Here is a 17,455-nt window from a genome sequence, read left to right as displayed (position 1 = left end):
CGGATCGGCTGAGACCGGGGGAAGTTTTGGGCGTCGGCTGATGTCTTCTCTATTTGAGGAAAGTCTTCAAGACAAAACCCACGGCAGTAAAAAGAATCGCCCCGATAATGTAGTAAAGGTTGGAGGCCGTTTTAAATCCGCCGATGAACCCAGACAGATGGTGGCTTTGTGCAACGAGGTCATCCAGTGATTTTTAGATCGCTTCTGAATTTTTCTCGAGGCTCCCCAATCGGGTAACAATATTTTCCAAGCGTTGTCTTGTGACCTTCATTTCGCTTTCAAGATCTCCAAGCCTGCGCTGATGATCATCCATACGGGTTGATGTTTCCCCAAGCTCTCGATTTATGGATGAAGCATCTATGGTCTTATTTATTTCTGTCATGCTCATCGATCCACTGAATGACGGGTTGGGGAACGAAACCATTTACGCCGTTCATGGAGGCGATGATGTAGTTTCCATGCGCACCATCCTCAAGACCGAGCTGTTCAGCCAGTTTTTGCGCGGTCCCTTCAAAGGCGACAAGCCAGACGTTGCTGGCGAGCTCGATGGAGTCTTTGGGCGCGATGTTGTCGGTGATGACTCCCTTCAGATAGGAAACGTCATTCGACAGCGCCGACAAGATAAATTGCGTCACGTGCAGTCCTTTGAAAAATTGTTTAGACCATCTTAGGAGAAGTGTGGCATGTCGTTCTGAAAATGTGGTTTAGTGTTGTGCTTATCACAATCTATAGTGGCTGGCTAAGGATGCGGCCTCTTCAGAACTTTAAAGACGCATCAAGTTGATGGGCTTTAAGGAGGATCTTGGGCAAACGCTCATGAAAACTCCTGACTTGCACCAGGTCCATGCGCATAGTCACCGTTCAGACAGGAAGGATGACTTTCTCAGTGCCTGTATCGATTGAGCCGCTTTTCGCCGATCGCCTGAAGTCGCGTCAGCACCGTTGAAAAGAGAAGGTAGATCGCCGCCGCTTCCAGATAGAGCCAGAAGGGCTCATAGGTGCGCGCGGCGATCCGCTGCGCGCTCATGAACATTTCGATCACCGTGATGGATGAAGCAAGAGACGTGCTCTTCACGAGCGAGATGAATTCGTTGAAAAGCGGCGGATAGGCGATCCGGATCGCCTGCGGGAGGATGATGAACCGCATGATCTGAAGGTAATTCATGCCCATGGAGGCGCCGGCGTCAAACTGTCCTTTTGGGACTGCCGCGATGGCGCCGCGAATTGCTTCCGAAGCGTAGGCGCCCACGTTGAGCGAAAAGGCGATGATTGCCGACGGAAAGGCTTCGAGCGTGATGCCGATGCTCGGGAGCCCGTAAAAAATGACGAAAAGCTGCACGAGGAGCGGCGTTCCCCGGAAGATCCAGACATAGAGGCGCGCGAAGGTCGAGAGCACGGGCACATCCTTCGTCCGCACGATTGCGAGCAGAAGCGCAATGGCGAGACCGAAGGCAAAGGAGATGAGCGTGAGCGGAATGGTCGCTGTGATGCCCGGAATGATGAGCTGCGTGAATGAATCCTCAAGGATTCCGATGATGCGGTCGTTCATGGCGGATTTCCCGGCATCTTTGCCGGATGGAGTCGGATCTTCAGGGAAAGATGTAGAGGCTGCCGGGAGGATTGACTCCTCCCGGCAGGGCGGCTTTGCATCGCAGAGGGAAGGGTGACTTAATCCTTCGTCACGTCGGTGCGGAGGTATTTGAGAGAGATCTTCGAGAGCGTGCCGTCGGCCCTGAGCTCCTCGAGCGCCTTGTCGATGGCGGCCTTGAATTCGGGATTGCCTTTGCGGAAGGGAATTGCGATGCCGTTTCCTGAACGCGTGCGCTCGACGATCTCGATCGGCGCATCAGGCTTCTGGCTCAGGAAGTCGAGCGTCGACACTTCCGAATTGATCGTTGCATCGGCGCGTCCCGAGGCCACGAGCTGGACGGACTGCGAAAAATCCTGAACGCTCACGATTTCAGCTCCCGCCTTGCGGGCCTGATCTGCCCAGTCGGAGGTGACGGTCTGCGCGGCGCGCTTTCCCCTGAGGTCCCTGAGGCTGCGGATTTCCTGATTTCCCTTCTTCACGATGACGGCGCCCGTCACGTAGAGGTAGGGTTCGGAAAAGTCGTATTTTTCCTTGCGTTCTGGTGTGGCGGCGACCTGGTTCACGATGATGTCGAAGCGGTTCGCGTCGATCCCGGCAATCATCGAATCCCAGGCGGTTTCGATGAAGCGCGGTTTGACGCCGAGCTTCCTCGCTATGGCTTCGGCAATTTCAACATCAAAGCCCGTGAGCGCTCCTTTTTCGTCATGGTAGGTGTAGGGCGGGTAGGTGCCTTCGGTGCCGATCCGGATTTCTCCGGCGGCTTTGATTTTCTGGAGAAGATCCCCGTCGGCGGCATGGGCCGGAGCGAGGGGGAGACCCAGCGCGGCGAAGGTGGCCGTGAAGACGGCAGCGGAAAGGAACGTGCGGCGAAGGGATGAAAAGATAGCCATGATGGATGTCCTGATGGAAAAAATGGGGCCGGAAGCCCGGACGGGAGCGTCAATAGAAAGGAATGAAATGCCCGGGCTTCCGGAAAACGGATGGAATCGAATCAGCGCTTCGCCTGGGCGAAGGCGTTTTCAAGGTCCTTGATGAGGTCTTCGGGGTCTTCAATGCCGACGGCGACCCGCAGGAGATTCCGGGTGATGCCGAGCTTCTGCTGGAGTTCGGGGCGCATAGGATTCGTGCGTCATCGTGGCCGGGCGGCAGATCAGCGATTCGACGCCCCCTAAGCTCACCGCAAAGGCAAAGATGCGAAGGGCCTTCACGAACCGATTGAGGTCGTAGCCGGCTTCGTTGAAGCGGAAGGAGAGAACGCCGCCGCTGCCGCGCGCCTGCTTGGCCTGGATGGCGTGGCCCGGATGATCCGGGAGCCCTGGATAGAAGACTTTTTCAGCTCCCGGGTGCGACGAGAGGAATTCCGCTACACGCTCAGCATTGCGGTTGTGCTGATCCATGCGAAGCGGGAGCGTGCGGATGCCGCGGGAAACGAGGAAGCTGTCGAGCGGGTCGAGAATTCCGCCGAGCGCTTTGCTGTAGATCCTTAAGCGCTCATAGAGCGTGTCGTCGTTGAGAACCACGAAGCCGGCGAGAAGGTCCGAATGGCCGGCGTAATACTTGGTGGCCGAGTAGACGACGATGTCGGCGCCGAGATCGAGCGGCTTCTGAAGGTAGGAGGTAAGGAACGTATTGTCGACGACGGTGAGAATGCCGCGGGCCTTTGCGGCGGCGGCAACCCTGCGGATGTCCGTTACGGTGAGAAGCGGGTTCGTCGGGCTTTCAATGAAGGCAAGGCGCGTATTGGCCGGGGCTTTGGTGAAGTCGTAGGTGTTGAAGTCGTCGACAACCTCGAACTCGATTCCGCGCTTTGCAAAGAGCTGCGTCGTGAAGAGCCATGTGCCGCCATAGACGTCGCTCGAGATGAGAACGCGGTCGCCTTGCTCAAGAAGCTCGAAAACGAGGGCATTGGCGGCCATTCCGGAACTCGTCGCAAAGGCGTGCTTCGCGCCCTCGAGATCCGCGACGAGCTTTTCTACCGAAGCACGGGTCGGGTTGGCGCTTCTCGAGTAGCCGTAGGCCTGAAAGTGTTCGGAGTCGGGCTGAATGAAGGTCGATGAGAGATAGACGGGGTAGGCGACTGCCTGGTGGGATTCATCCTTCAAACCGCCATGAACGGCTAGTGTTGCGTATTTCATTTGATATCCTTGGTAATTTTTCAAAAATCAGACGTTTTTTCAGGGCGCAAAAAAGGCCGCAGGAAGAATCGGGTTCTTCGCTTCGGCCTCAATGCGTCAAAAGGGGCGGCGCCGCTCTTCTCAGCTGCGCATCAGCGTGCTCGGGCTGCAGGGGAGACGGCGACAGGTGCTCCAGGCATTGAGGCTTGAGACATGCACATTCGACATGAAGCCGAAATCGTCGAACGGAGACAAGTGAAGAAGAACATTGAGCGGCCTTGAGAGGTTTGCGGGTGGTGAAGGAGAAGGAATAAAAAAAGGCGTCCTTTTTGGGGGACGCCTTAAAAAAACTTTCTGATCTCGCTGGTGCGCAGCTTCAGGACCTCATGTTGAGGGGAAGGCGCAGGGAGACCGGGCAGGCGTCGCGACGGCTCTGGATGCACTGGGTGCACATGAGACACATGATGCACATCATTGCGAGCGTGGAGACCATCATGACGATTCCTTCCCAAAAAGTTGACCAAGCAGTGCCGGCGCACTTAAAGCAACCGGCGAGTTAGGGTTAGTCTCTACCTTTTGACGGCGAGTGTCAATAGTACTTTTTGCTTAGCGGAAAGAAAGCCGGGTAATACATTAAAAAAGCTTTCGACTCAATCATTAAGCGCAGATTCGATTTTTTCAAGGTTGCTCTTCATGCGGTCGAGGTAGTTTTTTCCGTCCTCGGCGGACTCCATGGTATAGATCGTTTCCACCCGGGCGCCTGCCTCTGCGGCGAGCGTTTTCGAAACAGCGGGGCTCAGGAGCTTCTCGGCGAAAACCGTGCGCACGCCGGCTTTCTTCAACTGGATCGCGAGCTGCGCGAGCCGCTTCGGCGTGGGTTCTCCCTCTGCGAAAACGCCTTCGACGCTCTTTTGCTCCAGATTGAAGTCCCGGCAGAGATAAGCAAAAGCGGCATGACCGGTGACGAAGAAGCGCCGTTTTGCCGACTTGAAGCGTGCTGAATACTGAGTTCTGAGGACGTGAAGCTTTCCCTTGAAAAGCGTGAATTGCATTCGATACGCTTCGGCATTCTTCGGATCTGCTTTGGCAAGCGCTTCGGCAATGTTCTTCGCCTCGATCTCTGCGCCCGAAAGAGAGAGCCAGAGGTGCGGGTCATCTGCGCCGTGTTCGGCGATTTCATCGGGGTCGGCATTTTTGACGGGGACCGCGCCCTCTGACGCTGTGACGAGCATCAGGCGCGGGTTTTCAGCGGCAGCAGCGATTTTCTTCGCCCAGGGCTCCATTCCGAAGCCGTTCACCACGAGGACGCTTGCCTTTCTGAGGAGCTGAGTGGTTTTCACGGTCGGCGTGAAGTCATGAGGCTCTGCTCCGGGCGGAATGAGGGTCTCCACCCGGACAAGACTGCCGCCCATGGCCTTTACGAGTTCGGCCATGGCGTCAAAGCTTGCCGCGACCACAAGCGGTTCCTTTGAATCCGCACGTGCCGGCAGGGCGGCAAAGAATGACAGCGCGCCGGCGGCGCCCATTCCGATGATTTTTCTCCTCTGCATTTGCATCTCCTTAAAATGAAATTGGAATCCATTCCCAATTTGATCGGCGACGCGTATACTACGCCTCCCATCGAGTTGTTTTCAAGCGGACAAAGGAAGCGTCGGGAAAATGTCCGGGATGATTTCCATTTCGCATCTTTACTTTTCGTACACCGGGGGCGCCCCCTACCTGCTCAAGGACCTCTCCTTCGATATTGAGGAAGGAAGCTACGTCTCCATCATCGGCATGAACGGCGCGGGGAAAACCACGCTCATGCGCCTCATCCTTGGATTTTTGTCTCCCTCCTCCGGAGGAATCATGGTGTCGACGAAGGCGATCGGTTATGTGCCGCAGACGGATCCGACTTCCATGGCCGGATTCCCCATCACGGTGGAGGAGCTCCTTTTCTCGTTTGCATCCGCGAAGGGGATGCCCCGGAGCGGCCGGGAGGAGGCCGTGGAGAATGTGCTCGACGCCGTCGGCATGGCCGGCATGAAGCGATCACTTTTCCCAAGTCTTTCGGGAGGAGAGCGCCAGCGCGTGCTCCTCGCCAGAGCGCTTCTGGGCGAGAACCGCCTTCTCATTCTCGATGAGCCTTCGACCGGCGTGGATCTGAAGAGCCAGCGGGAGCTTTATGCGCTGCTCAAGGTCCTCAACCGGCAGAGGGGAATCACGATCGTCGCAGTGGAGCACAACCTCGCTGAGGCCATCGCCTCAAGCACGGAGCTCATTCACTTGAAGGACGGCCGCGCGCACATCTGCTCGCCGGCTGCCTATCAGGAAGAAGAGAAGAAGGAACTGGAACCGGATCGCAATGAAGGCTGATCATGCTTGAACTTTTTCAATTCGGATTCATGCAGCGCGCTGCTGCGGCCATTCTCGCAATGGCCGTGCTCTGTCCCGTGATCGGGATTTTCTTTGTTCTGAGGCGCACCTCGATGATCGGCGACACGCTCGCCCACTCCTCGCTCGCGGGCGTCGCCACCGCACTCGTTTTCGGCGCTAATCCGCTCGCCGGGGCCTTTCTCTTCACCGCACTCTGCGGCGTGCTGATTGAAGCCATGAGAGGCCTCTTTCGCGAGCGCACGGACCTGATTCTCACGGTCGTGCTTGCGCTCGCTGTCGGCACGGCCGTGACGCTCATCACTTCGGGAGCCGTTCAGGGGCGGGCGGAAAACTTTCTTTTCGGGAGCGTTCTCACCGTTACCGACGACGACATCCTCATGATCGGGAGCATTACGGCGCTTGCGCTCCTTTATCTGTCGCTCTCCATCAACGAGCTCATCACTATTTCCTTTGATGAGGATTCGGCGAGGGTTGCCGGCATCCATGTGGTCTTTCACCGGTATGCATTTGCATTTCTCACGGCCGCGGCCGTTGCAGCCGCCATACCCATCGCCGGCGTGCTGGTTCTCTCCTCGATGATTGCGATCCCGGTGGCAACGGCGCTCCAGTTCAAGGTCGGCTTTCGCGCGACTTTCTGGAGCGCCATTGGAATCAGCCTTTTTGATGCGGCGGCGGGCCTCATGCTTTCTGCGGTCGTCGATGCGGCTCCGGGCGGACTCACGGCGCTGGTTTCTGTTGGGGTGCTCGCGCTTACAGCATTTTGGAAGCGCCTCATCCCGATTTTGCGGTGACGGAGCTGCGCGGCCGGCCGAGTATCATTAACGCTTAGGAAGGGAGACAGCAGGCATCAGGAGATTTTGGCTATGCCCGTTAGATATTCGACGCGTCAGCGCGCAGCAGTCCTCGCTGCACTGCAGGCGAATGCCGGCAGGTACATGGGCGCCGAAGAGGTGGTGGAGGCGATTCGTCAGAACGGCGCGGCTGTCGGCCGCACAACGGTCTATCGAACGCTTGAAACGCTGACCCGGGAGGGCGTTGTGAGGCGTTTCGTTCTGGATAAGCGGACGCCCGCTCAATACGAGTATCTCAATGATCCGGGCGCAGCGGAGTACCACGTTCAGTGCCGCAGCTGCGGAAAGCTCTTTCACCTTCATTGTTCCGAAATCGACCGCATGACGGCCTCGCTTTCGGAGCATCTCCTCGAGGACCACGGCGTGGAGCTCGATCTCCAGAGTTCCGTCATTCAGGGGCTCTGCAGCGATTGCAGAGCAAAAGGTCAGGCCGCGGCATCAACGCCTTCCGCCGGCGTAAACTCCTCTCCTTCCTGACCGGATGCCTTTGAGACGACGGGGATTGCTCCCGATGCCCGGGCATCAGGGGTTTCAGTTTTTTGAAGGAGAGCCGGGAATTCAGCTTCCCGGAGCTCGATTTTCTCAACCGTCATGATCTGCAATCTCTGCCCAAGACGCTGCAATGCCGACCGTTCCTCGGCAGCCGGTCTGAAGCGCAGCATCTGCCGCGCGAGCGACGATATTGAAATAGCCCTCGTGAGTCTTCACGCCTGGGAGGAGCCCTGCATTTCCGGGAAAACGGGTGCGGGCACGATCTTCTTCTCCCACTGCAATCTGCGCTGCTGCTTCTGTCAGAACTACGAAATCAGTGCGGGCGGCAAGGGGCTCCGCGTGTCGACGGAGCGGCTCTCGGACATTTTCCTTGAGGAGGCTCAAAGAGGCGCAGCCTGCATCGAGCTCGTGACGCCGGGTCACTACACGCGGCAGATTGTTGAGGCGCTCGAGTCTGCAAAAAAACGGGGCCTCGCGCTACCCGTCGTCTGGAATTCAAACGGCTATGAGCTCGAGGAGTCGTTAAGAATGCTCGACGGCCTCATCGATATCTTCATTCCGGATCTCAAGTATTTCGACAGCCGACTCGGAGAAAAGTATTCGGGCGTCCCGCACTATTTCGAATACGCTTCCAAAGCGATCGAAACGATGTTCAGCATGACGGGGCCGGCCGTCATCGGCGAGGACGGTCTCATGAAGCGCGGCATGATCGTGCGGCATCTGGTGCTTCCCTGGCAGTGGCGCGACAGCTGCAAATGCCTCTCGTGGCTCCATGAGCGCTTCGGCGACGACATCTACATTTCCGTCATGAATCAGTACATGCCGATCTTCAAGGCCTGCCGGCATCCGGAAATCAACCGGCCGCTCACGACCCTTGAGTACCAGAAGGTCATCCGTCACGCCGAAGCGATCGGCATCACGAAGGGCTTCATGCAGATCGGGAAGACGAACGAGGAGAAGTTCATCCCGCACTTCAACGGCGACCATGTGCTCCCGGAAGTGATGCCGGGTTGAAAGTGCGCGGAATGAAAAAGGCGCCTGATCCCGCTGATGGGAAAAGGCGCCCTAAATGCCTTTAGGGAGCCGGACTCCAGGCGTCCGGGCTCCCTAATGGAACGCTCGATCAGTCCTTGTTCTTGCGGTTCTTCGCCGGAACAACGGCTTCGATGTCGACGGTGCGGATGACGAAGAGCTTCTCGAGAAGCTTTTCAGCCGTGCGTTCGGCTTCGGCGATGAGGCCGAGGTTGAAGGCTTCGAGCTCGGCGAGCGCCTTCGCGCGGTCGACTTCAAAGAGCTCGAGCACCTTCGCTTCCATTGCCTCCTGACGGACCTTCGCATCGGCTTCAAAGTCGGCCCAGGTCTTCTTCACGATCGGAGCGAGCTTCGGGTAGTCCGTCATGGCAAGCGTCTGCACGCGGCGGAACTTCCAGTAGGCGGAATCCGCTTCGCCCTGGTCGGAGCCCTTCGTCCAAGATTCGGGCGAGCGCGAAAGACCGGCATAGAAGGGGAGGAAGACGGAGAGGTCGGCCATGCCCATGGCGACGTAGATCACTTCGCCCAATTCCTTCGGGAGCCAGGGGCGAACCTGCAGCACGTGCGCTTCGTACGTACGGAAGACGCTGATCGGGCGCCAGGGTTCGTCGCCGCGGAGCCCCTGGGAATAGGGGTCGTGGTCGGTGCCTTCAAAATGGTCGCGCATCATGGCCTTGGCGTCTTCAACGGTCACCTTCTTTTCCGGGGCGAGGTAGACCGGGAACGTGCGGCCGGCTTCCGGATCCTGGACGAGCGAGGGGTTGAAGTACTTCTGCATCACCCAGACGCGCGGGTCGTTGTAGATGCGGTCGCGGTCGTCGTCGCGCGTATAGGCCTTCGAGAAATTGAAGGCGCCGTCCTTTTCAGGGTTGTAGAGGCCCTTTTCGATGGCGAACTCCACGAGATTCTTCGAAGCCATCATGTCGGTTGACTCGGGATCGTAGTCCTGGAAGCGCCCCTGATTGCCCGACGCGAAATATTTGTCTGCCGGGGTTCTCTGAGCGAGCCACTGGTGGCCCGATCCCGTTTCGAGGTACCAGACTTCGGACTGGTCGACAAAGGCGACGCCGAAGCCTTCGCCGGCACCCTTTTCCTCAATGATGGCGCCGAGCGTCATGGCGCCTTCGCGGGCCGTGCGGCAGCGCGAGAGGAGAACGTCGGCAATGTCGTCCTCGGTAATGCCCGTTTCCTTCACGTAGGGATCGACCGCAAGGGCGGCTTCGCTCGCAAAGATCGATTCCGTGCCCGTGAGGCCGAGGCCGGCTTCGTTGAAGCCCGCGGCGCCGTGAAGCTGGGTCTTCCAGAAGGGAATCGTCGTGAAGGCAAGCGAATTCTCAGGGAGCGGATACGTAAAGTCGTTCACGCCGCCGTGGGCCTTCGTGCTGTAAATGCCCTTCTGACCCTGGCGGGCAGGGTGGTGTACGAAATGCTGCGCTTTGATGGCGGCGCTGTCGGCGCTGCGGGCAACGATGAAGGAACCGTCGGCAGTGGCTTTTTCACCGGCGATGAGACTCGTGCACATGTATCTTTTCCCCTTGATTTTGAGTGAGGCCGTTGCCGGAAAGCTCCGGCTTCCGGGCCCCGGATAAGAATAGGGGGAAGTGTATAGGGGAACACTCCGGGAGAGTATTCAGAAAAGCGCGGAGTCCGCAGTCCCGCACCGTCTAAAATTGCAACCATTATTGGCATCAAGGCGGCGGCGCTTTCGAGAGGAACGGACGCCCGGAGACTTTAGGAAAGGGAATTATGCGCATCGGCTCCAATTCGACCGGCTTCGTGAGGCTCGGGGCGGCTTCCTTCAGAACGCATCCGGGCGAACCCCTCGCCAATGCCCGCGAAATCGAAAAGGTTCTTGAGGATGCCGGCCGCGCGAAGACGGACCTTCTGGTCCTTCCGGAACTCGCGCTCACGGGCTACACCTGCGGGGACCTCTTCCTTCGCGCGGGGCTTCTCGGCAAAGTGAATGAAGCGCTCGGGATGGTACTGGAAGCCTCCCGCAGAACGCCCGAAATGATCGTCCTTCTTGGTCTTCCATTGCTTTCCGAGGGCCAACTCTACAACGCCGCTCTCTTCCTTCAGAACGGACGCCCGCTCGCCGCGGTCCCAAAGAGCTTTCTCCCCAATTATCAGGAGTTTTACGAGGCGCGATGGTTCTCTCCTGCGGGCGATGCGCTCTCGGATTCGGCTGAAGTCGCCGGCATGCGGATTCCCTTCGGCACCGACATCATCGTTGAATCGGAAAGCGGCATCCGGGCGGCCGCCGAAATCTGCGAAGACCTCTGGGTGGGCGTACCGCCGAGCGCGCGGCACGCGGCCGCAGGCGCAAACGTCATCGCGAACCTTTCCGCTTCGAACGAAACCACGGGGAAGGCGCGCTTCCGGCGCGATCTCGTCCGAATGACAAGCGCCCGGGAAATCGCCGCAATGGTCTATGCGTCTTCGGGCGAAGGCGAATCCACGACGGACCTCGTCTTCAGCGGCCACAAGCTCATTGCTTCAGGCGGGCGCATTGCGGCCGAGTCCATCTGGACGAGCGGCATTGTTTCGGCCGAGGTCGACCTCGAGCGGATTGAACTCGAGCGCGTGCGCTTTCGCACGATGAAGGAGGGGCTCCCGAAGGATGCGCAGCGCTATCGCCGCGTCGCGGCAGATCCCACCTTTGCCGCCAAAGCGCCGCTCTGGCCCGCGGCGGTGGATGCCATGCCCTTTGTGCCCAAAGGCGAAGCGCGCCGCAACGAACGCTGCCGGGAAATTCTGGGGCTACAGGCGGCCGGTCTCGCTGAAAGGCTTGCAAAGACCGGCATCCGCCGCGCCGTGATCGGTATTTCCGGGGGGCTCGACAGCACGCTCGCGCTCCTCGTCGCTGCAGAGGCTTTTGACCGGCTCGGCCGCCCGAGATCCGACATCCTCGGCATCTCCATGCCCGGATTCGGCACCTCCGAGGGTACGAAGGAAAGCGCAAGGCGCCTCATGGAAGCGCTCGGCATTGACAGCCGGACGATCGACATTCGCCCGGCCTGCCGGCAGCATTTTGCCGATATCGGCCACCCGGAAGACCAGTACGACGTGGTCTTTGAAAATGCGCAGGCGCGAGAGCGCACGCAGATTCTGATGGACGTCGCCAATGCGGAATCGGGCCTTGTGGTGGGCACCTCCGACATGAGCGAGCTCGCCCTCGGCTGGGCGACCTTCAACGGCGACCATATGTCGATGTATGCCGTGAACGCGGGCGTTCCGAAGACGCTCGTGAAGCACCTCGTCGTCACGGAGGGCGATATGCGCCCGGAACTCCGGGATATTCTTCAGACGATTGCAGAGACGGAAATCAGCCCTGAACTGCTTCCTCCCGATGCATCAGGCCGCATTCAATCGACCGAGTCGACGATCGGATCCTATGCGCTTCACGACTTCTTCCTCTTCCATCTGATGCGTTCTGGTTTTGCCAGGGAAAAGATCGTTGCGCTTGCGAAAATCGCCTTCAGCGGCACCTCGCCCGAAGAGATCGACCGCACCGCAGCGATCTTCTTCCGGCGCTTTTATGCGCAGCAATATAAGCGGAGCTCAATGCCCGACGGACCCAAGATCGGTTCGGTCGCATTGTCGCCGCGCGGCGATCTGAGGCTGCCCTCGGACCTCGGACGCATTGAATAGAGATATTGCGCGGCGGGGGCTGCTTGGCCTCGGGCGTCTCGCCTGAGAAAGAAAAAAAGCTGGCAGATAATTTGATTATGTACTAATACTGTTAATTAAAAACTCGAACGTAAATATCACGCAGGCATACGGATTTTTGGTGGAGTTGCCGGCATCGAAGCTACGCCTGCAGGCCGAGAGCAGGTAATATTTACGTATTGTCACAAACGGTCTGAAAGACCCTTTGAGACACTCACCCAACAGAATCTCTCAACATAAGGAACATCTCATGCTGGGCATCTTTCTTGTTGTCGCGAGCGTCATATTAGCGGCGTATCTCGTCATCAAGCGCTACTACGCGCCATGGGCTCTGCTCATGGTCGGCCTTCTTCTTCTGATCTGCGTCTCGATCATTTCGGGGGCTCCCCTCATTACCGGCAAAAAGGCGACCCACAGCGCGGTATTCGACATCGTTCAGGTCTTCACAAACCTGCTCCAGAGCCGCACGGCCGGCATCGGCATGAACATCATCTGCGTGGGCGGCTTTGCGTACTACATGGACAAGATCGGCGCGACGAAGGCGCTCGTCAACATCTGCATCAAACCGCTTTCCTACATTCATGCGCCGTACCTTCTTCTCGGCCTTGCCTATCTCGTGGGACAGCTCCTCAATGTCTTCATCCCGTCCGCCGTCGGCCTCGGCATGCTCCTCATGGTGACGATCTATCCGCTGCTCGTTGCGGTGGGGGTGTCGCGCCTCTCGGCGGCTGCCGTGGTTGCCACGGCGAGCTGCCTTGACCTTGGTCCCGCCTCAGGCAACTCTCTCCTCGCCGCGGAAATTTCGAATCTGCACGTGATGGAGTTCTTTATCGAGAATCAGCTCCCTGTCGGCATTGTGACCGCTGTGGTGATCGCAGCCGGCCACGTGGTGCTCGGGAAATTCTTCGACAAGCGCGATCTCGCGAGCGGTCGACTGACTCAGGACGACTTCAAGCTCCGCACGGAAGTCAAGAAGGAAGGCGCTGCCGCGCAGCCCGATGCTCCGATCTACTATGCCATTCTCCCGATTCTTCCGGTTGTTCTTCTTTTCGTCTTCTCGAAGCTCGTCTATGCCGGCATTCGTCTTGAAGTCGTGACGGCCATTCTCTCCTGCGCGCTCGTCGCCTTTGTGGTCGACCTTCTGACGGTGAGAAACCTCCGCGAATGCACGGACCGCACGAAGGCGATGTTCAACGGCATGGGGAAGATCTTTTCCTCGACCGTTCTCCTCATCGTCTGCGCGGAAGTCTTTGCTGAAGGCTTGAAGCGCTCGGGCGGCATCGACACGATTCTCCAGAGCGTCGCTCAGATGCAGGGCGCGGGCGGCGTCACGATGCTGCTTGCCATGTTCCTCATCATGACGCTTGCGGCCTTCGTGACGGGTTCGGGCAACGCGGCATTCTTTGCCTTCTCGCCGCTTCTGCCTCAGGCTGCGCAGTCGGTGGCCTGGAGCACGGTGACGATGGCTGTTCCCGTTCAGCTCGCGAGCGGCATCGCGCGTTCGATGTCCCCGATCGCCGGCGTCGTCATGGCGGTGTCGGGCATTGCTGAGGTTTCGCCCTTCGAACTCGTTCGAAGAACGATACCCGTCATGGTCTTCGCGCTCATTGCCACCTTCCTCGCCTCGATCATCATTCTCTAAGAAGACAGCAACAAGGTGAGATCGTCCGGGCTTTCCCCGGCATCTCGCGAGGAATGAAAGCGGCCGGTTCCATGGTTTAGAGTGGAACCGGCCGTTTGTTTTTGGAGCGGAGGAAAAATGAATCAGCAGTCGAGCAGCAGACACGTTTCCGATCGTCAGGATTTGAGTGGATGCACTCAGCCGAAGGGCGCTTCGACGGAGCAGGCGTCTGACCGCCAGGCTGGGCCAAGCCGGCCGGAGGCTGCGGCACCGTGCGATGGGAGAAGGCCCGGGAAGATGTCCTTTGGCGAGTTTCTCCTCTCCATGCCGAAGGACGATCAGTCATTTGAACGGATCCAGCTGAAGGTGAAGGAAATCGAATGGTGATCAGGAAAGCCGTCCTGAATTTTTGCAATCACAAACGGACATTCGGCGTCGACTCATCTGTAATCGGCAGATGGCCCTGAAGCAGTGAAAAAACCCAGCTACTGGCTGACGATCAGGCTCAACCGCCATTTCCACTGCAGACCCGCAGTCTTCAGCCTGCCGCCGCTGCCCGATGCCCGGCAGCGGCGTCTTGAAATCTAATGGAATAACCACTCTCGCCTTACTGTGCCTGCTGTACATCTGTTGTCGGCAGAGCCCAGAACGGAGGAACCTTGTCCTTGAGAACCTCACGCAGCGCCTCAGCGTAAGCACATTCATCGATGTAGCTCAGCCCCTGGAAATGCGGCATAACATAAATCCAGGCGGATGAGGAGTATCCCTTCTCCGGCGCATCCGGATTGATGAGATTGATCTGCGCGATTTCAGGAAGTTTTTTCCCCGGAACATCTGCCTCCACGACCTTGAAATCACTCTCGCTTACTCCAAAGGCCTTTGCAAAATAGCCTTTGGAATTCGCTCCCCAGCACACGATAACCGTCGGAATTCCTTGCTGCAGGTTGTCTCTGATCTTCGCTTCATAGCCTGGTCGGCGAGCTTCGGTCATGGCTGCCAGGTATTCATTTTGGTTGCCTAAATTGCGGTCTGGTCTGGCGTCAGGGAAGCTCAGAACTTTTTCGATCTCGCCGAAGTTGAAGCCCTTCCAGCGAACAGACAGATTCTTCCAGAAATTGTTCCTCGGCCTCTGGAGCGGGAAAATATTGCCCTTGAAGCATGGACCGTCCGGAGCAAAAATCCTGGCTTTGATAGCCTTGTCCACAAGTCTGGACATTTCATCGTTTGCTTCTTCTTTTGAGCAAAGCCCGAAAAATGAGAGACAGAACCTCAGGAGATAACGATTGTAGGGATAGCTGTCGAACCATTTTGCGCGCTTCGCATCATTGGTCAGAAAATCGCTCTCGTATTCCTGTCCCTCATAGTACGTGAAATCAGCAAACGCACCTTCCTGGTCGTCAACCTGCTGCGTGCCACCGTACTCCAGACCGAAAATCCACAAACTGGAGTTCCAGTTGCCTCCGTCGCATCCGATGCCGACATCTTCCCCAAGTCTGAGGAGACATCTCTGCGGCGTTTCCTTCATGAATTCTTCGACCACCTGCTTTTTGCGGGCTTCACGGAAGCCGCGGACTTTCTCGTCGTTCATGTCAATGGATTCAGAACCCGCGTCGGCGCCTTTGGCAGCAACGTATGCGAGAAACTGCGACAGCAGAGCATTGAGGTCTCCTTCCGCTCTGCAGCTCCCGTCTTTGACCAGACGCTCGACGGCTGCTTCGTAGATGCCTGCATCAAGGTTGACGGGGACGGAGGTGGGAATATCTCTGGGAACAAGCAGATGAGCAGAAGCGTCGGTTGCGGGCGCATGGTTCAAAGTAGGAGCTTCAGTCATGACTAAAAATATAAAGAGGGATGAGAAAAGAATTGTAGGGAATGATTGAGCTAGTGCGATTTTATGGCTGAAAAACAGCGGTGATACATAAATTTGTCTGTTTACAGCCTCGAAATCTGCGTAGTACGTTGCTTTTTTACTGCAATTCCAATGACCGCGTATGAGCTAAGGGAGAATTGAGTCGAATTGCTCCAAAACGCACCCATATTTCAAGTTGAAATAATTATGAACCGTTGCGAACTGTTGTTTAAATCCAAGCGAGATTATGCATTTGCCGTTGTTATCTCATCCGATAATGGTGGCCTTAAACTTGAATAACGAGGAAACCAATGCGGTGTCAGCCATGCATGTCGCATTGATGCTTTGATTTAGGCCTTTGAGTAGACTGGAATTTCTAATATGTTTTGTGATTGCGCAATGTATTCCAATCTAGAACTTGCGAGGGTTTGCGGAGAGATTGATCAATGAGGAGGTAATGTTGTATGAGATTTGAAATTTTTGATCTTGCAAAGTTCAAGCATGCATGTCTCGAAATGGACGGCATAACGGTAATTTCCGGATTGAATGATACCGGGAAAACTCTGCTTGCCAAAATGTTGTTTGCTTCCGTGAAATCTGTCTCAAATCTTCAGCAAGATTTTAGAGAATTACGTATAGGTATGGTGTCGAAGACTTTATTGGATTATTTATCAAATGGGCGGATTTTCCCGAAAAATAGGGTAATGAAATTATCTGCAGGTATTGTTGATGATTTTGATGCTGGAATTAATATATCAGAAAAAAGATTAAAGCAAGTCATAAGCAACAATAGGATTGAGATATTTTTCCCTGTAGATGGCTTTAAGGCGGTTGCCAATATTATTAAATGTGATTTATCTTCTTCAGAAGAACAATATTTGTTTGAAAAGGTGCGGGGACATTTTTTGGGAAGAATTCTATGCAGGAATATTTTCTGCGCACAGCAGTGAGTCGCGAGTGGAATTATTTGATGGAGTTGGCCGGGCTATTTTTATGCCGTCAGATTTCAGCATCGAATTAAAAGAAAAGATCGGCGAATTCCATGGAAATGTCCATTATCTAGATAATCCGTATATTCTTGATAACATCCGCTACGTGAGTTCCGTTGAATCAATTAAACTCCGGGAATACGACCATCAAGAACTGCTTCTGAAAGCCTTGGGAAAAAATCCTCCCGCAGAAGGCTTTGAACTTGAAGCAGACGCCGCCGAAATCATCAACTGTCTTCATGCAGTCTGCCATGGGCGCTTAATTGAATCCGCACAATGGCATAACCTTCAGTTCGTTGGGGATGAAAGCGCGGATGTCCTCGATGTTGTGAAACTCCCTTCAGGCTTAAAGCCGTTCCTTCTTCTGCTGCGCCTGCTCGAAAATGGATCGATCCGGAGCGACACTCTTCTGATACTTGAAGAACCCGAATGTCATCTTCATCCCATGCTGCAGCTTAAGCTTGCCGAGATCCTGGTTCTAATGCAGAAGAGAATTGGCCTGAAGATCGTGCTGACTACCTACAGCCCTTATTTCCTCAAGGCGATTGAGATCTGCGCGGAGAAGCATGATATCTGCAACTGCTGCAAGTACTATCGAACTTCTGCGGACGCGGACGGCTGCAGGTTGGAGGATGTCGGCAGAGATGCAGAGAAAATCTTCGCGGATCTGGCGGAGCCGGGCAAGGCGTTCAATAGCGCCGCAGCAGCGGATTGAGCCGCTTCCTCCTGTACGACGCTGAGAACTTCATTGATCAGATGCTCGCCTCTCTGGCTGTCGGCATGACCGGTCTAAAGGACGCTGAAGTGAAGGACGCTGAAGTGCTCGGCAATGTCAAGAGCTTCGTCAGTTAGGCTTCTAATACTCGAACTT

General features: G+C 56.4%; 17 protein-coding genes. 9 read left to right on the top strand and 8 right to left on the bottom strand.

Annotated elements, in window-relative coordinates; all coding sequences use genetic code 11:
* Positions 1–365: 365 nt before the first annotated feature.
* From FG381_RS03350 to FG381_RS03330, 6 genes are all read right to left on the bottom strand, one after another.
* The gene (locus FG381_RS03350) at positions 366–635 is read right to left on the bottom strand and encodes a hypothetical protein (RefSeq protein ID WP_139687536.1); all 270 of its coding nucleotides are present in this window, start codon (positions 633–635) and stop codon (positions 366–368) included.
* A 248-nt stretch (positions 636–883) separates the two neighbouring features.
* Positions 884–1,549 (bottom strand): amino acid ABC transporter permease, encoded by a 666-nt coding sequence (locus FG381_RS03345; RefSeq protein ID WP_139687535.1) that lies wholly within the window; start codon positions 1,547–1,549, stop codon positions 884–886.
* A gap of 119 nt (positions 1,550–1,668) precedes the next feature.
* Positions 1,669–2,481, bottom strand: coding sequence for an amino acid ABC transporter substrate-binding protein (locus FG381_RS03340; RefSeq protein ID WP_139687534.1), 813 nt, complete (start codon positions 2,479–2,481; stop codon positions 1,669–1,671).
* A 101-nt stretch (positions 2,482–2,582) separates the two neighbouring features.
* Positions 2,583–2,663 (bottom strand): PLP-dependent transferase, encoded by an 81-nt coding sequence (locus FG381_RS12840; protein WP_265575147.1) that lies wholly within the window; start codon positions 2,661–2,663, stop codon positions 2,583–2,585.
* Complete coding sequence (locus FG381_RS03335; protein WP_264297855.1) at positions 2,641–3,726, bottom strand: trans-sulfuration enzyme family protein; 1,086 nt, start codon at positions 3,724–3,726, stop codon at positions 2,641–2,643. The genes FG381_RS12840 and FG381_RS03335 overlap by 23 nt, the downstream gene beginning before the upstream one ends.
* Before the next feature lie 629 nt (positions 3,727–4,355).
* On the bottom strand, positions 4,356–5,255 hold the full coding sequence (locus FG381_RS03330) for a metal ABC transporter solute-binding protein, Zn/Mn family (protein WP_226960319.1): 900 nt from the start codon (positions 5,253–5,255) through the stop codon (positions 4,356–4,358).
* Between the two features lie 118 nt (positions 5,256–5,373).
* Here FG381_RS03330 and FG381_RS03325 point away from each other — a divergent pair, with 118 nt between their 5' ends.
* The 4 genes from FG381_RS03325 to FG381_RS03310 all read left to right on the top strand — a co-directional run bounded on the left by FG381_RS03325 (position 5,374) and on the right by FG381_RS03310 (position 8,438).
* Complete coding sequence (locus tag FG381_RS03325) at positions 5,374–6,060, top strand: metal ABC transporter ATP-binding protein (RefSeq protein WP_139689122.1); 687 nt, start codon at positions 5,374–5,376, stop codon at positions 6,058–6,060.
* 2 nt (positions 6,061–6,062) lie between these two features.
* Entirely contained in the window at positions 6,063–6,872 is an 810-nt protein-coding gene (locus FG381_RS03320; RefSeq protein WP_139687532.1) for a metal ABC transporter permease, read from the top strand.
* A gap of 72 nt (positions 6,873–6,944) precedes the next feature.
* Complete coding sequence (locus FG381_RS03315; RefSeq protein ID WP_139687531.1) at positions 6,945–7,409, top strand: Fur family transcriptional regulator; 465 nt, start codon at positions 6,945–6,947, stop codon at positions 7,407–7,409.
* A 114-nt stretch (positions 7,410–7,523) separates the two neighbouring features.
* Positions 7,524–8,438 carry a radical SAM protein gene (locus FG381_RS03310; RefSeq protein ID WP_139687530.1) on the top strand — a complete coding sequence of 305 codons (915 nt, stop codon included), beginning with the start codon at positions 7,524–7,526 and terminating at the stop codon, positions 8,436–8,438.
* A 109-nt stretch (positions 8,439–8,547) separates the two neighbouring features.
* On the opposite strand, the gene FG381_RS03305 is transcribed toward FG381_RS03310, so the two are convergent.
* A complete protein-coding gene (locus tag FG381_RS03305) occupies positions 8,548–9,978 on the bottom strand; it encodes a C69 family dipeptidase (RefSeq protein WP_139687529.1) in 1,431 nt (476 codons plus the stop codon).
* Positions 9,979–10,202: 224 nt separating this feature from the next.
* Between FG381_RS03305 and FG381_RS03300 the strand changes: the two genes are divergently transcribed.
* A complete protein-coding gene (locus FG381_RS03300) occupies positions 10,203–12,107 on the top strand; it encodes an NAD(+) synthase (RefSeq protein WP_139687528.1) in 1,905 nt (634 codons plus the stop codon).
* 268 nt (positions 12,108–12,375) lie between these two features.
* Positions 12,376–13,767 (top strand): C4-dicarboxylate transporter DcuC, encoded by a 1,392-nt coding sequence (dcuC, locus tag FG381_RS03295; RefSeq protein WP_139687527.1) that lies wholly within the window; start codon positions 12,376–12,378, stop codon positions 13,765–13,767.
* A gap of 586 nt (positions 13,768–14,353) precedes the next feature.
* Here dcuC and FG381_RS03290 read toward each other — a convergent pair.
* Positions 14,354–15,577, bottom strand: a complete 1,224-nt coding sequence (locus tag FG381_RS03290) for a hypothetical protein (RefSeq protein WP_139687526.1) — start codon at positions 15,575–15,577, stop codon at positions 14,354–14,356.
* Positions 15,578–16,059: 482 nt separating this feature from the next.
* Between FG381_RS03290 and FG381_RS12545 the strand changes: the two genes are divergently transcribed.
* From FG381_RS12545 to FG381_RS12540, 3 genes are read left to right on the top strand one after another with little or no spacing between them, the layout of a single operon-like run.
* On the top strand, positions 16,060–16,545 hold the full coding sequence (locus tag FG381_RS12545; protein ID WP_165697822.1) for a hypothetical protein: 486 nt from the start codon (positions 16,060–16,062) through the stop codon (positions 16,543–16,545).
* A 7-nt stretch (positions 16,546–16,552) separates the two neighbouring features.
* Complete coding sequence (locus FG381_RS03285) at positions 16,553–17,299, top strand: AAA family ATPase (protein WP_165697821.1); 747 nt, start codon at positions 16,553–16,555, stop codon at positions 17,297–17,299.
* The gene (locus FG381_RS12540; RefSeq protein WP_165697820.1) at positions 17,296–17,436 is read left to right on the top strand and encodes a hypothetical protein; all 141 of its coding nucleotides are present in this window, start codon (positions 17,296–17,298) and stop codon (positions 17,434–17,436) included. Before FG381_RS03285 ends, FG381_RS12540 begins: the two co-directional genes overlap by 4 nt.
* The last annotated feature ends 19 nt before the right edge of the window (positions 17,437–17,455 follow it).

Source organism: Sutterella faecalis (genome assembly GCF_006337085.1).
GTDB lineage: Bacteria > Pseudomonadota > Gammaproteobacteria > Burkholderiales > Burkholderiaceae_F > Sutterella > Sutterella faecalis.
Note: the sequence above shows the minus strand (reverse complement) of the source record. Positions and strands in the feature narration are given on the sequence as shown.